General features: G+C 46.6%; 18 protein-coding genes. All 18 read right to left on the bottom strand.

From position 1 onward, the window contains the following. Positions 1 to 25: 25 nt before the first annotated feature. The 18 genes from ACTRWF_RS07045 to ACTRWF_RS06960 all read right to left on the bottom strand — a co-directional run bounded on the left by ACTRWF_RS07045 (position 26) and on the right by ACTRWF_RS06960 (position 18,297). Entirely contained in the window at positions 26 to 1,069 is a 1,044-nt protein-coding gene (locus ACTRWF_RS07045; RefSeq protein ID WP_012516782.1) for a rod shape-determining protein, read from the bottom strand. A 284-nt stretch (positions 1,070 to 1,353) separates the two neighbouring features. Continuing rightward, a complete protein-coding gene (locus ACTRWF_RS07040; RefSeq protein ID WP_015065986.1) occupies positions 1,354 to 5,079 on the bottom strand; it encodes an H-type lectin domain-containing protein in 3,726 nt (1,241 codons plus the stop codon). After that, positions 5,079 to 5,567: a pilus assembly PilX family protein gene (locus ACTRWF_RS07035; protein ID WP_015065985.1), complete on the bottom strand. Its 489-nt coding sequence runs from the start codon at positions 5,565 to 5,567 to the stop codon at positions 5,079 to 5,081. Before ACTRWF_RS07035 ends, ACTRWF_RS07040 begins: the two co-directional genes overlap by 1 nt. After that, on the bottom strand, positions 5,557 to 6,300 hold the full coding sequence (locus tag ACTRWF_RS07030; RefSeq protein WP_015065984.1) for a PulJ/GspJ family protein: 744 nt from the start codon (positions 6,298 to 6,300) through the stop codon (positions 5,557 to 5,559). Before ACTRWF_RS07030 ends, ACTRWF_RS07035 begins: the two co-directional genes overlap by 11 nt. Next, a complete protein-coding gene (locus tag ACTRWF_RS07025) occupies positions 6,300 to 6,821 on the bottom strand; it encodes a prepilin-type N-terminal cleavage/methylation domain-containing protein (RefSeq protein ID WP_015065983.1) in 522 nt (173 codons plus the stop codon). Before ACTRWF_RS07025 ends, ACTRWF_RS07030 begins: the two co-directional genes overlap by 1 nt. Next, a complete protein-coding gene (locus ACTRWF_RS07020) occupies positions 6,811 to 7,272 on the bottom strand; it encodes a type II secretion system protein (protein WP_015065982.1) in 462 nt (153 codons plus the stop codon). Before ACTRWF_RS07020 ends, ACTRWF_RS07025 begins: the two co-directional genes overlap by 11 nt. 1 nt (position 7,273) lies before the next feature. Then, positions 7,274 to 7,786 carry a prepilin-type N-terminal cleavage/methylation domain-containing protein gene (locus ACTRWF_RS07015; RefSeq protein WP_015065981.1) on the bottom strand — a complete coding sequence of 171 codons (513 nt, stop codon included), beginning with the start codon at positions 7,784 to 7,786 and terminating at the stop codon, positions 7,274 to 7,276. 22 nt (positions 7,787 to 7,808) lie between these two features. After that, entirely contained in the window at positions 7,809 to 8,396 is a 588-nt protein-coding gene (locus ACTRWF_RS07010) for a prepilin-type N-terminal cleavage/methylation domain-containing protein (RefSeq protein WP_012516775.1), read from the bottom strand. A gap of 45 nt (positions 8,397 to 8,441) precedes the next feature. Continuing rightward, complete coding sequence (locus ACTRWF_RS07005; protein ID WP_015065980.1) at positions 8,442 to 8,936, bottom strand: hypothetical protein; 495 nt, start codon at positions 8,934 to 8,936, stop codon at positions 8,442 to 8,444. A gap of 28 nt (positions 8,937 to 8,964) precedes the next feature. Then, the gene (locus ACTRWF_RS07000; protein ID WP_015065979.1) at positions 8,965 to 10,200 is read right to left on the bottom strand and encodes a type II secretion system F family protein; all 1,236 of its coding nucleotides are present in this window, start codon (positions 10,198 to 10,200) and stop codon (positions 8,965 to 8,967) included. Beyond that, complete coding sequence (locus ACTRWF_RS06995; protein ID WP_015065978.1) at positions 10,200 to 11,912, bottom strand: GspE/PulE family protein; 1,713 nt, start codon at positions 11,910 to 11,912, stop codon at positions 10,200 to 10,202. Before ACTRWF_RS06995 ends, ACTRWF_RS07000 begins: the two co-directional genes overlap by 1 nt. Continuing rightward, positions 11,912 to 13,168, bottom strand: coding sequence for a tetratricopeptide repeat protein (locus ACTRWF_RS06990; RefSeq protein WP_020742679.1), 1,257 nt, complete (start codon positions 13,166 to 13,168; stop codon positions 11,912 to 11,914). The genes ACTRWF_RS06995 and ACTRWF_RS06990 overlap by 1 nt, the downstream gene beginning before the upstream one ends. Beyond that, positions 13,165 to 14,067, bottom strand: coding sequence for an ExeA family protein (locus ACTRWF_RS06985; RefSeq protein WP_012516770.1), 903 nt, complete (start codon positions 14,065 to 14,067; stop codon positions 13,165 to 13,167). Before ACTRWF_RS06985 ends, ACTRWF_RS06990 begins: the two co-directional genes overlap by 4 nt. Positions 14,068 to 14,069: 2 nt before the next feature. Continuing rightward, positions 14,070 to 15,818, bottom strand: a complete 1,749-nt coding sequence (gene mshL / locus ACTRWF_RS06980; RefSeq protein ID WP_020742678.1) for a pilus (MSHA type) biogenesis protein MshL — start codon at positions 15,816 to 15,818, stop codon at positions 14,070 to 14,072. Next, the gene (locus tag ACTRWF_RS06975; protein ID WP_015065975.1) at positions 15,802 to 16,131 is read right to left on the bottom strand and encodes a mannose-sensitive agglutinin biogenesis protein MshK; all 330 of its coding nucleotides are present in this window, start codon (positions 16,129 to 16,131) and stop codon (positions 15,802 to 15,804) included. The genes mshL and ACTRWF_RS06975 overlap by 17 nt, the downstream gene beginning before the upstream one ends. A gap of 6 nt (positions 16,132 to 16,137) precedes the next feature. Then, positions 16,138 to 16,785: a type II secretion system protein M gene (locus ACTRWF_RS06970; RefSeq protein WP_015065974.1), complete on the bottom strand. Its 648-nt coding sequence runs from the start codon at positions 16,783 to 16,785 to the stop codon at positions 16,138 to 16,140. Then, positions 16,760 to 17,386: a PilN domain-containing protein gene (locus tag ACTRWF_RS06965; protein ID WP_015065973.1), complete on the bottom strand. Its 627-nt coding sequence runs from the start codon at positions 17,384 to 17,386 to the stop codon at positions 16,760 to 16,762. The genes ACTRWF_RS06970 and ACTRWF_RS06965 overlap by 26 nt, the downstream gene beginning before the upstream one ends. Continuing rightward, a complete protein-coding gene (locus ACTRWF_RS06960; RefSeq protein WP_015065972.1) occupies positions 17,383 to 18,297 on the bottom strand; it encodes a hypothetical protein in 915 nt (304 codons plus the stop codon). The genes ACTRWF_RS06965 and ACTRWF_RS06960 overlap by 4 nt, the downstream gene beginning before the upstream one ends. Position 18,298 lies beyond the last annotated feature (1 nt).

Here is an 18,298-nt window from a genome sequence, read left to right as displayed (position 1 = left end):
GCAACCTTACGGTTGCCTTTCCTGTTTATTCGTAGCTAAACAGGTCGCCACCGTGAAGGTCAATCATGTCGAATGCCTTACCACCGCCGCGTGCTACACAGGTTAACGGATCATCAGCGATAACCACTGGAATGCCCGTTTCTTCCATGAGTAGTCGGTCTAAGTCTTTAAGTAATGCGCCACCGCCAGTAAGCACCATACCGCGCTCTGAGATATCAGAGGCAAGTTCAGGTGGAGACTGTTCAAGCGCCACCATAACGGCCGAAACAATACCGGTAAGCGGCTCTTGCAGGGCTTCAAGAATTTCATTGGAATTTAGCGTAAAGCCACGTGGTACACCTTCTGCAAGGTTACGACCGCGCACTTCAATTTCGCGAACTTCTTCACCTGGGTAAGCAGCACCAATTTCATGCTTAATACGCTCGGCGGTTGCTTCACCAATCAGTGAACCAAAGTTACGGCGAATATAGTTGATGATAGCTTCATCAAATTTATCACCACCAATACGAACCGAAGATGAGTACACCACGCCGTTTAGTGAGATGATAGCAACTTCGGTAGTACCACCACCGATATCAACAACCATAGAGCCTTGCGCTTCAGACACTGGTAAGCCCGCACCGATTGCCGCAGCCATAGGCTCGTCGATAAGGAAGACTTCTCGCGCGCCTGCACCTAGTGCAGACTCTTTAATCGCGCGACGTTCGACTTGGGTTGAACCACAAGGAACACAGACCAAAACGCGAGGGCTTGGACGTAAGAAGTTATTATCGTGAACCTGTTTGATAAAGTGCTGAAGCATTTTTTCGGTAACATAAAAGTCGGCAATAACACCGTCTTTCATGGGGCGAATAGCACGGATATTACCCGGTGTACGACCAAGCATACGCTTAGCTTCCGCACCCACAGCTGCAACGCTTTTAGGGCCCGCTGCGCGCTCTTGCCGAATAGCCACTACTGAAGGTTCGTTTAGAACAATACCTTGGTCTTTTACATAAATCAGCGTATTAGCTGTTCCGAGGTCGATGGACAGATCATTAGAGAACATGCCTCGAAGCTTTTTAAACATGAAGAGTGTATTCCTGTTTCTGTGTTAACGCGTATTTGCAAAGGTGAGATGGCGACGCTTTAACGTGAAGTCGATATTTATTCGCACACTTTAACAATGGGGGCAATTTTGGGCAAGTAATGCTGCAACTTAGAGCCAAAATAACTACTTTATTGAAGAGCGAAGTTAGTACTTACCCTATAAAGCGATACCGCATACGCGTTTATCCATTGGTTACTACGTTAGACCCACATAGTGACCGCATAGAAAACAGAAGGTTCAAAACACATAGAGGTTTAGCGCGCTTATTCATTGTTAATTTGCTCGCGTTTATAAATGATATTGTCGTTACCTCTATACACACCGTAGGTTAACGTAGCACTTGGTGGGTTATCAGCCTGCCCGTCACCGTCCCAGTCCCACAATAGCCATGCATCTGGCGTATAAGTTACCGGGTAATTCCCTGCCCCATTAGGTGATGACACGCGCATTCCCGTACCCACCTCATAGGCGCCCTCGCTGAGGTTGCCGTTTTCTGACGATACCAGCTCACCTGAATTGTCATTGATGTTATCGTGTTCAAAGCCTGTGCAGCTGTCATAGCTGTTTATACGCCAGTTATTCCCATCCCAATATTGGGTACGCATAGGTAGCAACAATGCTTCATCAGCACCGCCATAATTGTTGATAAGCGTTGCTCTGCCGTAGGCGAAACTTACCGCTCCGCCAATATCAGCCACGCAGGTACCTGAGCACGTTAACCCGTTAAAATTGGCACCGTCGAGTTGACTGCTCTGGGCGACTAAAACGATGTTGGCATCTAAATAAGCGCCGTCTAGTGTTGCGCCGCTCAGCCGGCTAAACGCAATATCTGAATCTGCATAGCTAATTTGCCCAGCGCTCGCGTTTTGCGGCCATGTGATAGGACTGGTGTTTGCTAACCGGTTCAATAGACTGCCTAAATGCTCCACCTGCAAACTTAAATTCGTCAGTTTGTCGAAGCCATCATAATAATTCACCGTGCGACTGCCGTTATGGTTAAGCGCATTAAGCGAAAAACTCACATCAGCGAGTGGCTGGTCAAAATAGGTGAAAGCACCACTAGCCGTGCACGCCGCATCTACTGAGCCTGAAAGCGCAAAATTAGAAGGCGCAAAACGCCCCACGTTGTTAACTTGGCCTAATACGGTTGTGTCTGTGAGATAGGTGCTTTGTGCGTTAATCGAAATGGTGCCAACTTCGTCGTAATTAAGGCTAACATTCACCTTCCCTTCGTCATCAAACAGCACCCTTGATGTGCTTAACGCGCCCGTTGTGCCGCCCGCAGGCAGGCGTTGCTGCGGCGCTAAGGTTACCGTGCCTGTGAAATGCTCTGCGGTATTGTTATTGGCCAAGTCGTCAAAGTTGTCGGGAACACCATCGTTGTTGCTGTCTTCACCGTCAACCCACTGTACTGTGCGCAACCCAACCACAAAGTCTTCGCCGGTACGTGTAAGCAAGGTGCCATTGGCACTGTTAGCATACCCGTTGAGGTTTGTACTTGTTCCGCTGTCATCAAGAATGTCCATCGCAAAACCAAAGGGGCGCACTTTGAAAATATTAGACGACCCTGAAATCCCGGTTCTGTCAGTGATGGTACCTGATAACGATAGTTCACCCGCGTCTGGATACTGCACTGAAAACTCAGCGCGAGAGTTCCCATCGAACTGAAGCGCAACGGTTTCTGGCGTTAGTCCAAGCTCGTACGTATTGTTATTATTAGACAACGCTAGCTTGTTCGAGCAGTTGCTAGAGCTTGAACAGCTATAGTTCAGGTCGACATCGACGATTTTGTTTTTTAAAAATTCTGAATTACCGCAGGCCTCGACAGCATAGGTCTTACTATTAAAGCCTTGATCTGATGGTTTGCCCGATAGCTGGGTTACAATAGTGGTGTTGTTGTCTGTGAGGTTTTTAAATACTAAACCGTCGTCTTCAAAATTAATTTTGCAGCCTTCGATACCGACATCTTTTCCGCCAATGAAACAGCGTAGTTGGGACGATGGCGTTTCACCTAACGTTGCGAGTTTTGTATCGTTCCCTTTCAAGCTGTCTAATGCTAACGAAATTTGCCCTGTAAACGAGACGACATCGCTTCCGCTCCACTCAAAATTATTGCTATTTTGAGGAGATAGACTAACCGTAGACGGCTGAGAGTAAATGAGGTCGCAATTTACATCTGCACAGGCTTTAAGCGTGATCTCTTTCGCCGCACAACTACTGCCTTTGTTATCCGCTAGTTCGTAGCGATAGTGATTTAGTACTTCGATTACCTCGCGTCCGCATATACCCGGTATATTGTTCGGTACACTGTTTGCAGTTACCCTTAAAGGTGCAGGGAAACTTGCCGTTGTTGAAGAAACAGACTCAATGCCCCCTCCCGCATTGAAACGACCAATGAGGGTTTCATCACCAACATTAGCAAATGTCACCGTTCCTTTAGCAATCACTAACGCTCTGGGGTTTGAGCCATCAATAACCACGTCACCGTCTACATAAATCGCTAAATAAGCACCATCGGCAACGGTGACATTAGCATTGGCCATAACGAAACGTGTTGGCTGGCCTGCTGGATTAGTGCCCGGGTCGGAAACGTAAATTCGTGTGGGTGCGACAACGTTATAATTTCCCGCGGCCATCAGCACATTCTGCCGATTAAAGTAGTAATCGCCGGCCAAATTACCCGCAGCTATTTCTGGGCCGCTATCGTCAATCGTGATGGTCGGTATGGCTCTAGATTGTGACTCGGTGAGTGAGTCTGTGTTATTTACGGTACAGTCGACACCTGGCTCTCCACATTTAGGGTAATCCGCTGTGCCCGGTGTACCTCCAGGTATTAATTGTGTTGCACTAAGCACGCCGCTGTTTTCATCAATAATGCGGCTATTGGCCGGAAGGTTTATAGGCGCACCGCCAAATGCAGCCACTGCTCCCGGGAACGCCACATCGCAGCTTGGCACTTCACCACTAAATACAAACTCTGACGTCATCGCCAGAATACTGGCGTCTTCTTCCGTGTGATTTCGTTCAGAATCTAGGCTTCTGTCTTCATCTACACGAAGACCCAATCTATTTTTATTCACTTTACAACTGCGTAGCCAACCGCCATCTGCCCCATTGCGGCTAATTTTACTTGCAGCAACTAATGGCGTTTGATCATATTTGTTTTTAAAGTTGTTTTGGAAACAGCCATCGTCCCACCCCTGAATACGCACATCTGCAAAGTCGGCCTCCCAGACCACCTCTACACCGTTGTCATCGAAGAAACTGCGGTCGAACCCTTCTGTAGTGGCCATATAGGCAACCGTTTCGGTGCGCGTTACGGGCTCATAGTCTGTTTCCGATGCTTCAAAGGCGATATAATATGACGGCGCTTCATATTTAGCTGCAATGGTTAGAAATGGCAGTAAATGTTCATTGGGCGGCTTCTTTCCATTCACATCAACTTGATTATTAACGGTTTGAATAGAGTGAAAGAAAACCGGTTGCTCACCAAAATCTGTTTGCAGCGGCACTTGTGCATATCGAGTATCTTCCGTTCCTGGCAGTAAGGGCCCGGTTGGTGCGTACCACGGGGAGTTGGTTGAAGCTTGGATAGTATCGGCATCTAATTCCATTTTGCCTACTTCAACAATGTCGCCATCAGGAAACTCGTGAATGCCATAGGCAATTGCTAAATAATGCCCCCCCATGGTGATATGAGGGCCGTCTTCACCAGAGGGCTCAAGCGGCAGGGCTTCAAAACCGGTTCTGGTAACGTTGCGAATTTTAACGATGGCAGGGTTCGAACCTTGATTTGTTGAAAGCATAAATACCGCGGGCGGCTCATCGTATACTTGCGAAAAGCTTATGGTTGTCCACTCGGCTTTATTGTAGGTATTTTGAAGCTCAATAAATCGGCCTTCAATTTGGGGAACGGCTAGCGCGGGCAGCGCTAATACAGAGAGCACTCCAATAAATAGGGCTCGAACAAGAGATTTACGGTATGTCATTATTCTTCCTGCCTCACTTCAACAAGAACGCGCTTCGATGTTTCAAGCTGCCCTATACTGCACTGCGCTTGTGATGCCAATGCATAAACTCTAATTTCACCGGCGGCAACTTCAGGCTCTTGCACTTCGGTTTCCACCTCACAAGATAGCGTAATCGCACAATTCTGCACATTTGCTGCACTGATAGTTACTGGCTGAGTAATGGCTGAACACGCTGGATTATTACCATTAATTAGCCTAGAAATTGCCACTTCCATCCCGCTTTGCGCCGCTAAGTAAGCGCGAGCCCCATAGTACTCGATGGACTGTTGCCGAATATTGGATGAAATTTGGTTAGACAGCGCAATGCCAAGACCTAAAAGTACAATACTGATAATGATAGCCACTATGGTTGTAGCCCCGCGCTGGCGGGCAAGTGAGCTTGGCATCCCTACTAAGCGAGGCCCGCTACTTAGCTTTATTACACTGTGTTCCTTGCTATGGCACATTGGGAAAGTGAACCTCGTGTACAACCGATATTTGCTCTTCATCGCTGCTTTGTAGCGTCATTTGAAGCTCAATTAAGCCGTTTTGACGTAAGCCCGCTGTAATAACGTTCGCGCTCCATGAAATCACGTTTGCTCCGATAATTCCTGATACGCCATCTTGCGTTCTTATTAATCGCTCACCTTGTGCCGATGATGTTCTACATACCGTCACTTGCGCTTCAGGGACGAAAAAGCGTTTACCCGGGGATGATTGGGTATTGGCCGCACTTAGCGTTAGGTCATACTGGTTGTCGCTAGTAGGGTCTGAAGCGGCATCTGCAATAGCGTCGATATTACGCCCATTGTCGTTTACGCTTTGTGGGTTGGTCGGGTATATAACCAAGGTGTCGTCTTCGCTTAATTGACTGTTAAATACCACAACATGTATCGGGTTATTAAACGCATCGCCCACATAGGTGCCGCTTTCTTTGATGGGGTAATAGGAAAGACACCCTAAACTGGCGTCAAATGACACTGAATTTGGCACCACATTACGCAGCTCTTTTTCTAGGCGCAGTATAATAAACCGCGCATCAGAAACAAGGCGAGTACGCTCTGCGCCCGTTATATAGATTTGCGCACTTAAAGAGACCACTTGCGCTACAGATACGCTGATCACGCCTAAAATTGTGATCACTAAAATAAGTTCTATTAGCGTAAAACCGCCTTGGCGTAGCGCTTTTCGTGGAGACATTAATAGCTCCCTCGATAAGCGCTGAAATTATAAACTTGGCCATCTGGTGCGGTAACTGCTATATCAATGCGCTTGAATAATTGTCCATCAGTGGGCGTGCTGTCATCTAAATCACTGTCGTAATCTACCGTTACCGCAAAACCAAAATTGTTGTAGTTACCGCCCACATTGCTGACGGTGTAACCATTGTAGTCGTCTACGTCATCAAACTCGTCCTCACTCGCCTCTTCTGGGCCAAGTGCTGTTGAGCAATTTCCTTTGGTATTGCAGGTTTCAAACGGCGGGCTTCGGTCGCTATTTTCATCAAAAGAGCGGCTTAAGATATCGTTCATTAAAGACTGCCCTAATTTAGCGGCTTTTACTTGGCGAAATGGCTCTGCGGTTTGTTCAGCTTGCGGAACAATAAGCGACAGCACTATTGTTAAGCTGATAGTGAATACAACAATACCAATTACTAGCTCTAATAAAGTAAAGCCTTCACTTTGTTTTTTGCTCGTAGGAAACATTGCGCTAGCACGCATAAATTGCCCCTTCATTTTGAAGGCACATAGCAAAAGAGCTTATTTGAATTTTGCAGGTAGTGGCGCAGGCAACATTTCGTGGGCGGCCAAAGCCGTCAAACTGGATTTGAGAAAAACTATCGCCGTTCTCATCCGCCGTTTGAAACGTAAAATCGGTGCTGGATGCGTTGACAACTTGATCACTATCGAAGGCGGTAGATAGGGCATTTGCACAGTCGTGCCCAGCGGGCGGTGCAATAACTGTGCTCGTTATTTTCACACAACTAGTGTCTTGTACGTTTTGCATGGCGCGAAGCTGCATATTGCGTACAAATTGAAGGGTTCGGTCGCGAAGGGCAATAGCCTCTTCGGTGTCGCTACCAAGAAAGCGAGGTGCGGCGGTTACCGCCAGCACCCCAATAACCAAGATGGTTATGATGAGTTCTACTAATGTAAAACCGCTTTTCTTCACATTACTCTACACACGTGTTTACAGTAATTGTAGGGCGCTCGCCCGCGCCTGCATTGACATATTGTACCGAACATTTATCGCCCGCTGTATCAGGAGCGTTTGCAACAACCGAATAGTCACCATACCCTGTGTAGTAAATAAATGCAGTGTCGGTGCCATTAGTTGAGACTAAGTATTCATCGGGTAAGTCTAGTAGCTTTGTGAAATTCGCAGCATTATCACCATCTGGATACCCATTAACAGTTGTCACATCTGTTGAAGCATCGTTTGCGCCGTTTCCATTCAGATCGACAAAACCAGTCGCCCCCGCTTGATCTTCAATAAGCGCTTTCCCATAGATGACAGATGAAGCAGACTCCAAAGACCCAGCGATACCCTGTAATACAGAATCACGTGCATCATCTTGAAGGTTTAAAAACTTAGGTGCCGCGGTTACCGCAAGGATACCCAGCAGGACAATAACGATGATTAACTCGATTAGGGTAAAACCCTTTTGTGTTGAAACTTTTTGCATAATTAGACTTCCTGAGTATTAATTAAAAAACAGTAACCTGGCCAGTGGCAGGGTTGTAAGTGAAACCATCGAAGCTGGTGCCGTCGGGCGTACCGTCTGCGGGGGCAGAAGTATTGGGTAAGCCCATAGACTCGACAAGATAGTAAACGCAAAGCGCATTTGTTCCCGAATCGTCTTCGCGCACTGCATATCTGAAATCTGCGACCACCGCGTCATTAGTTGACGTAGTATTGGTTGGTGATGACTGAAGAATAAGGTCAAACACGTTTTTACATTCAGTCGCATTCACTGTCGAAATAAGCGTGTTGCCTGTTGGGCTACCTGTTGGGTATCCAATGGTGCCATCAACTCCAACTTGAGTTTGGTCATAGGTGACAACCGTACCGTTACCATTCCCGTTATTGCCGCTTGGTCGACCTTCTACTTCCCATTGTGCTCTTACAAGGCCAACGGCAGCAGCGAAGCCACCCGCAACACCTTCTACACTGGCTTCACGGGCTTCATCAGTAACGTCGATAAAGCGCGGTAAAGCAGTTGCCGCAAGCAAGCCTAAAATAATGACAACAATGATAAGCTCAATAAGCGTAAAGCCTTGCTGTTTGGTGTTCATACCATCTCCTAAGTTACAAAATAAGCGTATTGTTCCAACGCTTAGTTACCTGTTTACTTCCCTCACAACGCCGCTACCAGCGTTATACTCAAACCAAATTTTGTCTTGAATGCGAAATACACATTGCAAATATCCATTCGCGTATCTATCGCTAACCGATATTTCGGATGACACATCGGCCTCTCTTAACGTTGCCAACGTGTATAAATATTCACAGGCCTTTCCCTGACCTTCTTTAAGGCCTTCAGGCCATCCTTTTCGGTTAACGAACAACTCGGCCGCAACGTCTTTGTGCTGTCTTATATTGCCGCTAGCATCAAACTCAGTTTCGTAGATCAACACCGTTTGTTGTTTGGTCTTTATCCACTGCGCCCTTGCCAACATAATCACGCGTTGAAACTGGGCAACGGCGTTTTCTTTGTTAACTTTTTCAGCTTCTTCAATAACGGGGGTCGCGTGATATACAACCGATGCAGAAACAACAGTCAGCAGCATGCCAATCACAATAAAGTTCAATAACCCTGTTTTGGCGCCAGCCACTTTATTCCCCAGTAATAATCGCGCACACTTAGCCGCCTTTTACCGCCGACATCATGTTCCACATAGGTGTAAATATGCCAAGCGCCAGTATCAACACCATTACCGCAACAAACCCTATCAATATGGGCTCTATCTTGGCCGTTAAACTTTTCAGGTCGAAGTCGACCTCGCGTTCATAATAATCGGCGCTTTCTTCTAAAAGCTGCTCTAAACGCCCCGTTTCCTCGCCCACTGCAATCATCTGTAATACAAGTGTAGAAAACAGTTCGCTATTTTTCGAAACGCGTAACAAACTATCGCCTTTTTCTATGCCTTGACGCATTGCTTTAATCCGCATCTGCATGTGAGCGTTATCAACGGCATCGGCGGTTAATGACAGCCCAGCGGTTAAAGGCACACCTGCACGCAAGATCATTGAAAAACTTCGGCTATATCTAGCTAATAATGATCGCTCAATAATGCTGCCTACAACAGGCAACTTTAGTTTAAATTTGTCCCATTTGAGTCGTCCATTAGTCGAGTTAACGTATTGTTTAGCAGAGATAATTGTTGCGATTAATACGATTAAAATTAGCCACCAATAGTTAACGAAAAAGTTTGAGGTTCCGATTAATACGCGGGTCATTATGGGAAGCTCGGTGTCAAAGCGCTCAAACATTTGCGTAAATACAGGCACCACAAACAGGTTTAAAATAAACATAGCGATGGCAAGTGCGATTAACACGAAGGTGGGATAACGCAAAGCAGACTTTATGCGCTTTCGGGTTTCTTGCTCGCGTTCGAAATACAGTGCCAGCTGCAAAAATACATCGTCTAATTTACCCGTGTTCTCGCCCACAACCACCACTGAGATGGTTAAGCGTGTAAACACTTTTTCGTACTTAACCATAGCCGAAGATAAGCTTCGTCCTTGCTCTAGCTGGTCGGCAATATCTTTAAGAATTTCTTGGAAGCGTTTGTGAGAGGCATTTTCACTTAGCCCTTTTATAGCCCGAATGATAGGAATACCCGCTTTCAGCAACGAATACATTTGGCGAGAAAAGATGATCATTTCATCTAACCCTACCTTTTGCTCCAACAAGCTCCCAATATCAAATCCACTACTGTTGTTCGTACCCGATACTTTTTTTGTTTCTTCAATCGAGATGGGTACGATGTTTTGCGACAGTAAGGCTTGCGCCGCGGCTTGCGCTGACGCAGCTTCAATTATGCCTTTTAAAGGCCCGCCCTGTGCCGACTTACCCGCGTAACTAAACTGAGGCATTAGTGGTTCACCACCTCTGGTACAAACTCAGCCACTTTGAAAACTTCGTCTAAAGAAGTTTTGCCTTCTGCCGCATAATCTAGCGCCATATGAGACAGCGGAACAAAGTCTTTGTTTGCCTTTGTTGCATCAACAAAACCCTGCGTATTGTCGTCGCGCAGCGCTTCCATCATATCTTCATTCATTTCTAAGAACTCAAAGACACCAATACGTCCTTTGTAACCGGTATGATTACAGCTGTTACAGCCTCGCCCCTTGTAAAAACTAGCGTTTGTAAGTTCAGGTTTTAAAAAGCCAACCCAGGCTTGTTCTTGCGCAGAAGGCAATTTTTCTTGCTTGCAGTTCTCACACACTCTACGCACAAGTCGCTGTGCTAACACACCACGTAACGACGTAGCCACAAGATAGGGCGCCGCTCCCATATCAATAAGACGAATAGCACTGGTTACAGAGTCATTGGTGTGAAGCGTACTCAATACTAAGTGGCCCGTTAACGCGCCTCTTAATCCAATTTCAACGGTTTCTTGGTCACGCATTTCCCCCACCATGATAATGTCGGGGTCTTGACGAAGTGTGGTACGCAAAATAGCCGCGAAGTCTAAGCCGATTTTGCTGTTCACCTGAACTTGATTAATGCGAGGTAAGCGGTATTCAATGGGGTCTTCAGCGGTAATAATTTTCAAATCAGGTTTGTTAAGCTCGCTTAGTGCGCCGTACAAGGTTGTCGTTTTACCTGACCCTGTTGGCCCGGTTACCAATATCATGCCGTGAGGGCGGTTGATAGCGGCGCGAAACTTTTCCGCCATAACATCGGGCATTCCCGTTTGGTCTAACGTTAACAGGCCCGCAGACTGGTCTAGCAAACGCATCACTACAGCTTCACCATTTGCCACCGGCATGGTGGATACACGCACATCGAGGACGTGGCCTTTTACCTTGATATTGAAGCGGCCGTCTTGCGGTATGCGCTTTTCAGAGATATCTAAGCCCGACATCAGCTTTAATCTAAGTACTAGTGCCGAAGCAATCTTTACTTGGTTTAATGTATTTTCCTGTAACACCCCATCAACACGTTGGCGAATACGAAGAATTTTTTCATCTGGCTCTATATGAATATCTGATGCTCGCACCTGAACCGCATCCTCAAAAATAGAATGAAGTAGCTTTACTACGGTGGCATCTGAAGTGGTATCGTCTAAGGCAGAGAGTTCAAAGTCGGCTTCATCGGCGTACTCTTCACCTAACTTTTCTGCAAATGACGCTATATCCTGGGTACGGCGGTATACTGAATCAAAAGCCTCGAGCATTTGATTTTCCTGCACAATTGCCAGCTCAATATGGCGAGGTGCAACTAAAGGTCCCAGCTGGTCAAGGCCTCCTAAATCGGTAGGGTCGCTCATTCCTAGCAATACTTCCTCATCATCAGCCTCGAGCACCAGCGCGCGGTAGCGCCTTGCATAGGCTTCAGGAATAAGCTGCGCTTGTTCAGGGTCGATACGGCGTTGTGTAATATCTAAAAATGGAATGTTGAGCTGTTGTGCAAGAAAACGAAGCAGTTGAGGTTCGCTAATGAACCCCAAGTCGATAAGGGTATCACCGAGCTTTCGGCCTGATGAACGCTGAGCCGATAATGCGCTATCAAGCTGTTCGCTGGTAACAATATTTTCATGGACTAATAAATCGCCAAGGCGCATCTTTAATCGAGGTTGCATTAAGGTTGCTCCTGTAATTCGGTGAGACGCGAGCTAGCATATTTCGCTGACGCAGAAGAAAGACCGCCTATGGCAAGCGCTCTGGAATAAGACGATATTGCTAGCCGCTCGTCTGCTAACGCATCGTAATTAACCCCTAACGCCAGCCACCATTTCGCGTTATTGGGCTGTAGCGATGTCATGGCACTGAATGCCGACACCGCTTGTGCTGGTTTGTTAATGGTCTGGGCTGACGTGCCCTTTATAATTAAGTAATCGGCGCGTCCTTCAGCTAACGCTTTGGCGTCTAAGCTGTCTGGCATAAGGTTTAGCACTTCTTCAAAACGGCTTTCTTGCATCAAAATTTTCGCCATCAATTCCCGCCACATTAAGCTCTGAGGCGAAAGCATCACTCCCTCAGACAGAACTTGCAGCGCTTGTAGGCTATTGTTCTGCCCAAAGTAAAGTGCCGCCAGCTGTTTACGGGCTTCGTCATTTTCAGGGTGGGTAGAAAGTGCCAGGGTGAAGCTTTTCTGCGCTTCACCATACATGCCAAAGTTATAAGCCTTTAAGCCAGCCTCTAAGTGCACTGCACTTTGCTGCTGAGGGGTTTTAGGCGCCACTTCTACCACAGGCGGTCGCGATATTATTTCAGCTGACTTTGTTTCAGTTAACATTGTTTCTGCCGCGCCTGTCTCGGCCGGTGCTGCCTCGTCTGGTGCAGATTCGGCTGGCGTTGCTTTAACTGGTATTGTTTCGATTGGTGTATCTTTCCTACTATCTGAAGCGCCCACTCGGTACTGCGCTTCATCGTCTTCTCGCGTCTCATCAACGCTATTAGTGACGAGCGCCGCCACATCGGTAGGCGAGTTTTGAAGGGCCATATCGTTTTCTGATAAGGGGCTTGACCGCATCCCCTCAAATTCATCATTGGCTTCAAGGCCTGTAGTGCCGGTTTGGCCTTCCGCTTGTTCGTCGGATCCTGCCGATTTACCGGTTTGGGTGAGCCCCGGCACACGCTCGGTTTTTGTTAGCGTTGAATCCGGCGCTTGAGCGGCTGATTTATCTGCCTCTGTACTGCTGACAGTAGTACCGTCATCACGGTTACTAAGCACAGCGCTTAATACAAACCAGCCTAATAAGGCAATAATTGCGATGCCGATGAAAATTTTCGGCCAAAGAGGTCGTTGTGCGAGGTGAACCGTAGGAGGTAAACCAAAGTCTTCGCTTTGATTGCGCTTGTCCAATGACTTTAACGTGTCATTTAAGATACTCATAGGCTAGCCGCCCCGTATACGTGAAGCATACCCAGCGCGGCGACTACGCCAAGCGACAAAATAATAATGCTTTGCCTCGGTACAAGACGGCGCTTGCAATCGTCGGTATCTAATACGGCGCTAACCGTATGCGCCCAGTTCGCTGAAGCTTTACCCTGACCATAAGCGCGAAGAAGGATTTTGTGAGACACAATATTAACCAATCTTGGCGTACCTTTAGTAGCCAAAGCAACAAAGGCACGCAAGCCTTTGGAGATTAAGTGTTCGCTCCCCCCTGCCGTGGTCAACCTATGGCCAATGTAATAATCAACCTCAGCAGAAGTCATGGTGCGTAACCTATATGAAAAACTAATACGCTGGCGAATTTGCCTCACTTTTGGGTTATTTAAGTTATCGTCAAGTTCAGGTTGACCAAATAAAACAATTTGAAGCAGCTTGCTTTTTTCCGTTTCGAGATTACTAAACAGCCGAAGCATTTCTAGGGCGTCCCAACTTAGCGACTGTGCTTCATCAATGATCAGCACCGCCTGTCGGCCCTCTTTTTTAAGGGTTAAAAGCTTGGCCTCTATGGCGCTGTGCAAGCCCCGAATATCGCCTGTAGTATCGACATCAATACCGAGCTCTTTTGCAAACGCTAAGCGAAGCTCATCTGGTGATAGGTAAGGGTTGGGTAAATAGCAAGCCACAAATTTGTCAGAAAGGTGGTTGATTAACTTACGGCACAGTAGGGTTTTACCCGTACCAACTTCACCGGTTACTTTGATAAAGCCTTCAGACATACTCAACGCCGACAAAATGACTTTCAATGCTTCATTGTGCGGCGCTAGCGCACAGAAGAAGTCCGTATTCGGGGTAAGCGAAAACGGCATCTCGGTAAAGTGAAAAAAGCCCTGGTACATGGTTAGTTTCTATACCATTGATCAAGTAACGACTGGGTGCGAAGGCGCTGCTTTTCCCAGGTGTCGGGCTGTACTACAGAAGGGCGAATTAATATAACCAATTCGCGCTTACTTTGAGTTTTCGCTTTGTTCTTAAAGGCATTACCAATAAAAGGAATGTCGCCTAATAAAGGCGTTTTAGATTCTTGCTCGCTGGTAACGGTTTCCATTAACCCACCGATAACCACTATCTCTCCATCGCGGGCACGAATTACTGTATCTGACTCGCGAATATTACTTTGTGCAAGGGGCAGTAAAATTTGCTGGTCGCCCACTTGAATCACTTTAGTTTGCTCTGCCGTTTCCGTCACTGACGGATGAACGTGCAGGATGACCGAGCCGCTTCTATCTATTTGCGGTGTTACATCAAGTGCGATACCTGAAAAGAAAGGGGTAAGCTCAATATCGTTTTCGTTCTCAGTGCTCGTTGTGCTCTGATCTTCGCTGGTAGAAACGTCAGTAACAAAATACTCATCTTGCCCTACTTTAATCACTGCTTTTTGGTTGTTTGTTACCGTGACCCTAGGGTTGCTCAACATCTGCACATCACCCTGGGTTTGCAGCATGTTTATAACACCGTCGAAGTCACCACGGGAAATACGCAACGTAGAGACCCCGCCAATATCAGTAGAAATGGTGTTACCAATGGCATTAACTGCATTGATTGCAGGGTCAATGCCTGCAGCGGTGTTCGCGGCGAAATTAGACGCCAGTGCGCCACCGCTAAAACCAAAGTTTACGCTGCCAGTTAGGCCGCTAGCAATTCGGTCCCAGCGCACGCCTTGTTGATAACCATCATTAAGTGTAACTTCGATAATGCGCGCTTCTAACACCACTTGGCGCTGTAAGCTTTCTTGGCTTTGATTTAAAAAGTCTTTCACTACCGCAATTTCACTTGGCAAGGCGCGTATGGTAACAAGCCCCGCCTGCGGAGAAACCACAACTTGGCGACCTTCGGTGGGTGAAACCAGTACTTTAAGCGCTTCTTTTAAATCGCTCCAAAAGTCGTTTTCACTGGTGGTTTGTATGTTAGAGCCATTAAGCTGCTGAATATTGTTGCCACCAAGCCCACCTTGACCGCCAATACCGCCTTGTCCACCTAATGAGTTACCGCTTATATTATTGTTACCGTTGACACCGCCATTATTGCCGCCGTTATTTTGGTCTTGTTCGCTTACGCCACCAGCGATAACGCTAACGTTTGATACACCAAACCGTTTGATCATTAAAAAGTTAACCGGAATAGACTCTGTTTTTAATTGAGACGGCATAACTTGAATAACCTTGCCTTCTAAGAAGACATCTAGCGGATACATTCTCGAAATAATGGTTAATACATCGTCAAGGGCAACCTCTTTTAGCGTTAGGCTAATTTGACCAGATACCGCAGGGTGAACCGCTACGCTGTAGGGTGTATCTTCCACTAACGCATCAAAGAAGGGGCGCACGTCTACGTTATTCGCTGACACTGCAAAGGTTTTTTGCGATGTTGGTGCTGGAAGCGCTTGATAACGAGCAACTTCCGACAACAATTCCTGATTAAGCTGAGGTGGAGGCGTTGGCACACCGGTGGGCTTATTTTGCGAGCGGTTTAACTCGTCACGTATATGAGGTTTCACTTCCTCGCCAACACCGTAAGTTTGACAACCACTTACTACAAGCGCCGCTGTCAAAACAAATGCGTGTAAAGTGAGACTACTTTTTAATTTCATATGCATACATTCTTAGTGTCTGTTGCTGACGTCCGTCAGTGATAACCACATTTTTAGGATTAATTTTCGAAATGGTGTACTCGTCAAGCGTGTCGCCAACTCGGTAGGACTTTCCCGAAATAATGGCGCTATAGCCTGTACTGCGTTTAAAAATAGATTGAAGCGTTAACTCGCCCGCAATAGTATTTTTATCGCCAGGCATAGAAGCCTTTGAAACCGCCGGTTTGGTTGGGTCTACCGCCCCTGATGCGGTTGGCAGGGTCACACTGACTATCGCTAACGCTGCAACTACAATTTTAAATAGCTTCACCATAACTCCTTACAGCGAAATAAAGGTTTCGTTATTGCTAACCGTTGCCAGACCAAGCGCCAATGTAGCGTTTGGGTATTGTGCAACGTGGTAAGCAAAGTCAGTTACTATCACCTTTTCTGGCGACGCTTGAAGACGCGCTAAATAGCCGCGTAGGTCAAAATAACTACCTTCAATAATTAAGCGCATGTTATGACGATAAAACGGCGTGCTTTGCGACTCTCCCTCGCCAAAGCGAACGATTTGAGTAGGCTCAACGTTGAAATTAACCAAACGCACGTTGTTTTCTTCGTTTAATAGCGTCATCAGTAGTTCCGGCATTCTGTCTGCTGCCACGAACCCTTCGTTCAATGAAAGTAGCTCTTCATCTATCGCAAGTAAGGCTTTTCTTGCGCTATCCAGCTCTTGCTGGGTGCGCTGCGTGTAATCGATAGAAAGCGCCTGTTGAACGGCATCTCGTTGAATAACCAAGGCGTTGTACTCACTGCTTTTTCTTTTCACTGCTTTGTCGGCTGTTGATAAATCGTCAAGCGCGGGCGAAATACCAAACCAGAAGAACAGATATACGATGAGGCCAAAACTCACCCATAAAATAAGCTGCTTTTCTCTCCCCTCAAGGGCCGAAAACTTTTCAGAGAGTTGTTGGTACTGGCTCATCATCCTCTCCTTCAAAGTCGGTAGAAATTAAAAATTGTTTTACGTTGTCGGTGTCTTCCACTTCATCAAATTTCACCGATGAAAAGGCTTTACCTTGAAAAAAAGGAGACTGCTGTAACTTTTTAAGCCACTGGGGTATTGATGAAGGCGCTATTGTTTGCCCAGATAGGCGAATTTTCTGCGTATCTATATCAATGCGGGTTAACCATAGGTTTTGGTTGTGATAGTTCGCTAAATCATCCATCACTTCACCGTATTTTGTTGCATCGAAGGAAAGCTCTCCACTTTCAAGGTAGGCCAGTAGCTGCTTTCTGTTTTCTATTTTGGTATTTACCCGCGCTAACTGCTGCTGTAAGTTTTTGGTATCTCGTTTCTTCTCAAGTGCAGCGGTTAACGCTTTTATTTCGTCATTTATTCGACTCACCGCCGCCGTCTGATGCTTTAGCGTTTCCTGCTTGCCACTTAAAATTACGTTGAGCAAAACCACAGCTGTAAGCATTACGGCAAAGGCAACGCTATTAACCCAAAGTACTTTTGCGAGGGGGAGTCGCTCTTTTTGAGGCTGAAGTGATGGGTGGTAAAGGTTTATCGTTCTTTTCACTGCGCTTCCCTCGCTGCAACAAGGGCACTAGCCAGCGCAAAGTGACACGAAGGGTCAACCACATCAGACAAATCAAGTTCAGGCGAAAAGGCATTCATCGCTGCCGGTTGAAACGGTTTTAAGCGCTCTATCACTGGCATACAATCAAACTGTGTTTTAAATAGGATTTCTTTCAAAGGTGGCTGTTTCAACTGAGACTCATAAAAGTCCATTGAACGCTGAATTTCTAAGCCAAGTGTATCGCTTAGCTGTGACAAGTCTGCGTTACCGTTTGCCTTATTTACAAACCCTCGTAGACGTCGCGATAACCATATTGCACGAGAGCGGACGATCATCAAAAACGGTTCGCTGTTAGATTCTTGTATTATGAGTAAGCGTGCATAGTCGTCGTCGGGCACCATTTCAGTCGCTAACACTTCTTTGGTGTGAATATGGGTTAAGGTTTGCCCTTTCTTCTTAGACATACTCTCGACTACTGCTGAAAGCGAAGATTTTTCCGCAGCGAATACATCTATCTTTTTTGCACCAGTACGGGTTTGAACAGGGTAATCAATATAGTCTAAAACAATGTTGCTCGCGTCATAAGGGACAAGATCACCCAAAGTCCACGGTAACGCGGTGGTAATATCTTCTTCTGGTACATCTGGTTTTTCTACCTGCACCATGTGATACATATCTTGGGAAAGTACGACAGATACGCGACAGGGCGCTTTTTCAAATGCCGTTAATGCATCATTGACCTGTTTATCAAGCGATTGACGTGGGTCAAAGGGTACAGACGAAACTGAACTAAGCGACACAGTGCTATTATCATAATCGATGGCAACAACATGCAGCTCAGCGGCACTCACCGATACCCCTACTGTGAGCGTTGTTTTGTTTGTTTGCGAAGAGAATAAGCCCGTTAGCATA

The organism is Alteromonas sp. G5_S2_22_S1 (assembly GCF_054968525.1).
Note: the sequence above shows the minus strand (reverse complement) of the source record. Positions and strands in the feature narration are given on the sequence as shown.